We start from the raw sequence: 4,546 nt of genomic DNA, 5'->3' as shown, positions 1-4,546 counted from the left end.
TTCACTTTGCCTTACAGGGATTAAAAGGTTTTTAAAAAATGAGAGAATCAACAGTTGGAAGAACAAAACCAATTGGAAAGCGGATACAAACTTAGAGGTTTTACTTTATAAAAAAGGGAGCTAAAAAAACTCCCACAAAAACTTGACTCAATCAGAGGAAGGTCGACTTACTGTGGTACCTCGAGTCCATCGGACAGTCTGACACCAACGATCAAGGTGCACCAACAATTGTCGCTCTCTTTGAGAAGCACGCATGGGAGATTAACCCTATTCTGGTTGTTGCACCAGCCTCCATAATTAGTGGCCGTAGAAAGGATGCTTTTTTATGCAAGTAGTTGTGGAACGTGCATGTGGGTTAGATGTTCATAAGAACAGTATAACCGCATGTGTAGTTACTCCAGAGGGAAAGGAGATTAAAACCTTTTCTACTATGACTGTATTTTTATTAGAACTAGTAGACTGGGTGAAGGAACATGGATGCACACAAGTGGCGATGGAAAGTACTGGGGTATACTGGAAGCCAATTGTCAATTTATTAGAATTGGAGGAAATCGGTTATTTAGTTGTCAATGCCCAACATATCAAAGCAGTTCCTGGAAGAAAGACAGATGTAAAAGATGCCGAGTGGATCTGTGAATTACTCCGACATGGATTACTAAAAGGTAGCTATATTCCAAATAGAGATCAACGAGAATTAAGAGAACTTGTTAGATATCGCCGAAGTATGGTGGAGGAACGAGCACGACAACATAATCGAATCCAAAAAGTACTGGAAGGTGCCAATATTAAATTAGGATCCGTTGTTTCCGATATTTTTGGAGTATCAAGCCGAGAAATGCTTCAATCGATCGCTGATGGCGAAGACAACGTGGAGATATTAGCTAATTCAGCTAGAGGAAAGTTAAAAGAGAAAAAACAGGAACTAGAACTTTCCCTTCAAGGAAGAATAACTGCCCATCAACGTATGATGTTAAAGTCGATTTTAAGCCATATAGATTTTTTGACAAAACATATTGAAATGATTGATGAGGAGATCGAATCTAGATTAGAACCATCCAAGGAAGATATAGAAAGATTAGATTCTATTCCAGGGATTGCCATTCCTACTGCCCAACAGATTTTAGCTGAAATCGGAAATAAAGTGGGGGAACAGTTTCCAACTGCAGCTCATTTATGTTCATGGGCGGGAGTTGTACCAGGGCACAATGAAAGTGCGGGTAAAAAGAAATCATCTAAGACGAAAAAAGGGAATAAATACTTACGGTCAGCATTGATAGAGGCGGCTCATTCGGTTGCAAGATCAAAAACCTATCTCGGTGCGCTTTATAGAAGAATTTGTGCGAGAAAAGGAAGAAAGAGAGCTGGAATGGCTGTTGCCCATGCGATGTTGAGAATTGCCTATTACCTCTTAACCCGTAAGGAATATTATGTTGATCTTGGAGAAGATCATTTTGATAAACAAAAACAACAGTCAATTGTTAGTTATTCCGTAAAAAGGTTAGAGAAACTTGGCTACCAAGTAATCATCTCAAAAGTATCTTAAGCAAACGGACCATTCATAAATTGGAATATGCGCTCTCTTTCAAAAAACACGAATGAGCTGCGTCGTATTTAGTATTGCCAAATTTCCAAGATGACAACAGTTTATTTTCATGGGAGTAAGACTCCCCCCTCAAGCATATGAGAATACGAGGAAGCTAGGTGGGAGATCAACTGTCCGTAAAGGTCCGATTGGTTCAACTAACCATCAGTGGGGGAGGAAGGAAACCCCCACTGATGGAAGTTTCACTTTATGTGTCATAATCACATTTGTTTCCGCAGCCTTTAAAATTTCCTCTACACCTGGAAAAGGCCTCACTTCACTAACAACAATTCCTTTATTCATCTGCTTAATCTCATTTCGTTGCTCTTCTGTTAAGTGAAAATACTCAATTGCATGGGAGAAAGAAACTTTCAACTCTTTATAAATAGCTGCCTTATCCACCTTTTCTTCCAATACTGTATAAAGAATATCTGTATAAGCAGGATATGTATCAAATAACGTACCATCAAAATCCCAAAGAATATTCAAATTTTACTCCTCCATAAATACTGTTTTCTTACATGGTAATATACTTATTTTGGAAAGTCTATTGGGAGATTGCTAGAGGAGGAGTTAGGGGGTGAAGATGAACACCAAAAAGCAGAAGAGGCAGGAGAAAAGTAGTGTTCATCAAGTGAATGAAAGCCAAAAGTAGAGGAGGCAGGAGAAAAGTGGCGTTCATCAAGTGGATGAACGCCAAAAAGCAAAGGAGATAGGAGAAAAGTGGTTTTCATCAAGTGGATGAAAACCAAAAAGCAAAGGAGATAAGAGAAAAGTAGAAATGATAATTTAAATATGTACAAACGTGCTTGAATAAAGATGTACAAAATTGATTATGAATTACATACTAATATTGGGTGATTAGTATGTACATAAAGTTAAATATTGAAACAGATTTTGAGATTAAGAGTCTTTCAGATTTAGGAAAATTCAAACAAGTAATGGAGCAGTTAAAGATGAAAATTAATAAAAGTGAATTAGCTAGGGAATTAGGGGTAGATCGTAGAACAATCGATAAATATCTCAATGGGTTTATTCCAAAACGTACAAGGAAAAAGGCATCTATGCTTGATGAATATTATGAAATTATAGCCGCACTTTTATCGGAGGATTCGAAACAGAAGTTTTATTATCGGAGGGTGCTTTGGCAATATTTAAAAGATAATCATGGTCTTGATTGTTCGGCTTCTACATTTAGGGCGTATATAGCTAGAATACCAGAATTTAAAGCTTATTTTGATGAGGACAAAAAGATTGCCTCCCCCAAAGGGGCAGCTCGTTTTGAAACAGCACCAGGTAAACAAGCACAACTAGATTGGAAAGAAAGTATTCTATTTGATACTAAGGATGGTCAACAGGTAGAAGTGAATGTGGCCGTTCTTGTTCTTTCTTATTCAAGGTTCCGCACGTTCCATCTAAGTATCTCTAAATCACAAAGTACATTGTTTTCGTTTTTAACGGAAACATTTGAAGCACTTGGTGGTGTTCCTTCAGAGATAATTACGGACAATATGAAAACAGTTATGGATGAAGCTAGAACAGAATTTTCTAGCGGAAAAGTGAATAATAAGTTTGCACAATTCGCTAACGACTTTGGTTTTAAAGTAAAACCTTGTGTAGCAGGCAGACCACGTACAAAAGGAAAAGTAGAAACAACGATGAAACTATTAGATGAAATTCATGCTTATCAAGGTCAACTGACCTTAGAAGAATTACACCGATTTGTACAGGATTTATGTAATCGAGTCAATCATGAGGTACATCAGGGGACTGGCAAGATACCAGTATTAGAATTTAAAAAAGAAAAGAACCTCTTACACCAGCTACCAACTGTCCAAGTAAGAGATTTCTATCGAATCAATCATAAGCTTGTAAAGGTGAATGCCTCCAACATGATTTCTTACAAATCGAATCAATACTCGGTACCAGCAAAATACCAAGGAAAGAGAGTTGGACTACAAGTGTATGATGATCAAATATGGGTTTATTATAACACGGAGCTCATCGCACAACATCCCTTAAGTGGGAAGAAATTAAATTATCAAGAAACCCACTATCAGGAATCACTAGGGGTTTCTATGCCTAACTATCCTAATATTGATGAGTTAGCGAAAAAGAACTTAGCAGCGATTGGAGAAGTGTATAAATAATGAATCAAGTAACAACAAATCATCAGCAATTATTAAAGAATCTAGAGTATCTGGGGCTTAAGCAAATGACGTTACATTTAAATGAAGTCATAGACTTTAGTGTAAATAATCAATTGTCCTTTAATGATACTTTGATTAAATTAACGAACTATGAAATTGATGTCCGAGAGCAAAATATGACACAGGCAATGGTGAAAGTAGGTGCATTCCCACATCGTAAAGAAATAACTGATTTCGATTTTGATTTTCAACCCTCCATTAACCGACAACAAATCTTAGATTTTTTAACGCTCCGTTTTATAGAGGAGAATGAAAATATCGTTTTCTTGGGTACAAGTGGTGTTGGAAAGACCCATTTGGCCACTTCAATCGGAATTGCCGCAGCGAAGAAACGAACTAGTACTTATTTTATTAAGTGCCATGATTTAATCCAGAATTTGAAGAAAGCACGGTTGGAAAACCGTTTAGAAAGTCGTTTAAAGCATTATGCCAAGTACAAGCTTTTAATCGTAGATGAAATTGGTTACTTGCCAATAGATGCGGAAGATGCGAAGCTCTTTTTTCAGCTCATTGACATGAGATACGAAAAGAAAAGTACGATTCTCACTACAAATGTAAATTTCAAAGAGTGGGATACAATTTTTCAAGAGACTAAACTAGCGAATGCGATTTTAGATCGTATTTTACATCACGCAACTGTCGTAACCATTGTAGGTGATTCTTATCGATTAAAGGCTCATTTAACGCAAGAAAACGAGTGATTTTGTACATCCTTACGCAAGCAAAATTGTACATATTTGTGTTGACATTTATA

At 36.9% G+C, this 4,546-nt stretch carries 4 protein-coding genes; 3 read left to right on the top strand and 1 reads right to left on the bottom strand.

All coding sequences use genetic code 11. The annotated features are described in order from the left end of the window. The first annotated feature begins 325 nt into the window (after nt 1–325). On the top strand, nt 326–1,543 hold the full coding sequence (locus tag ADJ83_RS22775) for an IS110 family transposase (RefSeq protein WP_031540319.1): 1,218 nt from the start codon (nt 326–328) through the stop codon (nt 1,541–1,543). 204 nt (nt 1,544–1,747) lie between these two features. Here the strand turns inward: ADJ83_RS22775 and ADJ83_RS22770 are convergent, their stop codons facing one another. Further along, nucleotides 1,748–2,071, bottom strand: coding sequence for an HAD hydrolase-like protein (locus ADJ83_RS22770; RefSeq protein ID WP_031540318.1), 324 nt, complete (start codon nt 2,069–2,071; stop codon nt 1,748–1,750). A 377-nt stretch (nt 2,072–2,448) separates the two neighbouring features. Here ADJ83_RS22770 and istA point away from each other — a divergent pair, with 377 nt between their 5' ends. Both istA and istB read left to right on the top strand, forming a co-directional pair. Then, nucleotides 2,449–3,732 carry an IS21 family transposase gene (istA, locus tag ADJ83_RS22765; RefSeq protein ID WP_048717507.1) on the top strand — a complete coding sequence of 428 codons (1,284 nt, stop codon included), beginning with the start codon at nt 2,449–2,451 and terminating at the stop codon, nt 3,730–3,732. Next, the gene (istB, locus tag ADJ83_RS22760) at nt 3,732–4,493 is read left to right on the top strand and encodes an IS21-like element helper ATPase IstB (protein WP_048717505.1); all 762 of its coding nucleotides are present in this window, start codon (nt 3,732–3,734) and stop codon (nt 4,491–4,493) included. Before istA ends, istB begins: the two co-directional genes overlap by 1 nt. The last annotated feature ends 53 nt before the right edge of the window (nt 4,494–4,546 follow it).

Origin of the sequence: Bacillus sp. 522_BSPC, assembly GCF_001076885.1 — a bacterium.
GTDB classification, from domain to species: Bacteria; Bacillota; Bacilli; order Bacillales; family Cytobacillaceae; genus Niallia; species Niallia hominis.
Note: the sequence above shows the minus strand (reverse complement) of the source record. Positions and strands in the feature narration are given on the sequence as shown.

Coding starts and splice junctions, on each gene's coding strand:
- ADJ83_RS22775 (WP_031540319.1), top strand. CDS start 326: ATGCAAGTAGTTGTGGAACGTGCATGTGGGTTAGATGTTCATAAGAAC.
- istA (WP_048717507.1), top strand. CDS start 2,449: ATGTACATAAAGTTAAATATTGAAACAGATTTTGAGATTAAGAGTCTT.
- istB (WP_048717505.1), top strand. CDS start 3,732: ATGAATCAAGTAACAACAAATCATCAGCAATTATTAAAGAATCTAGAG.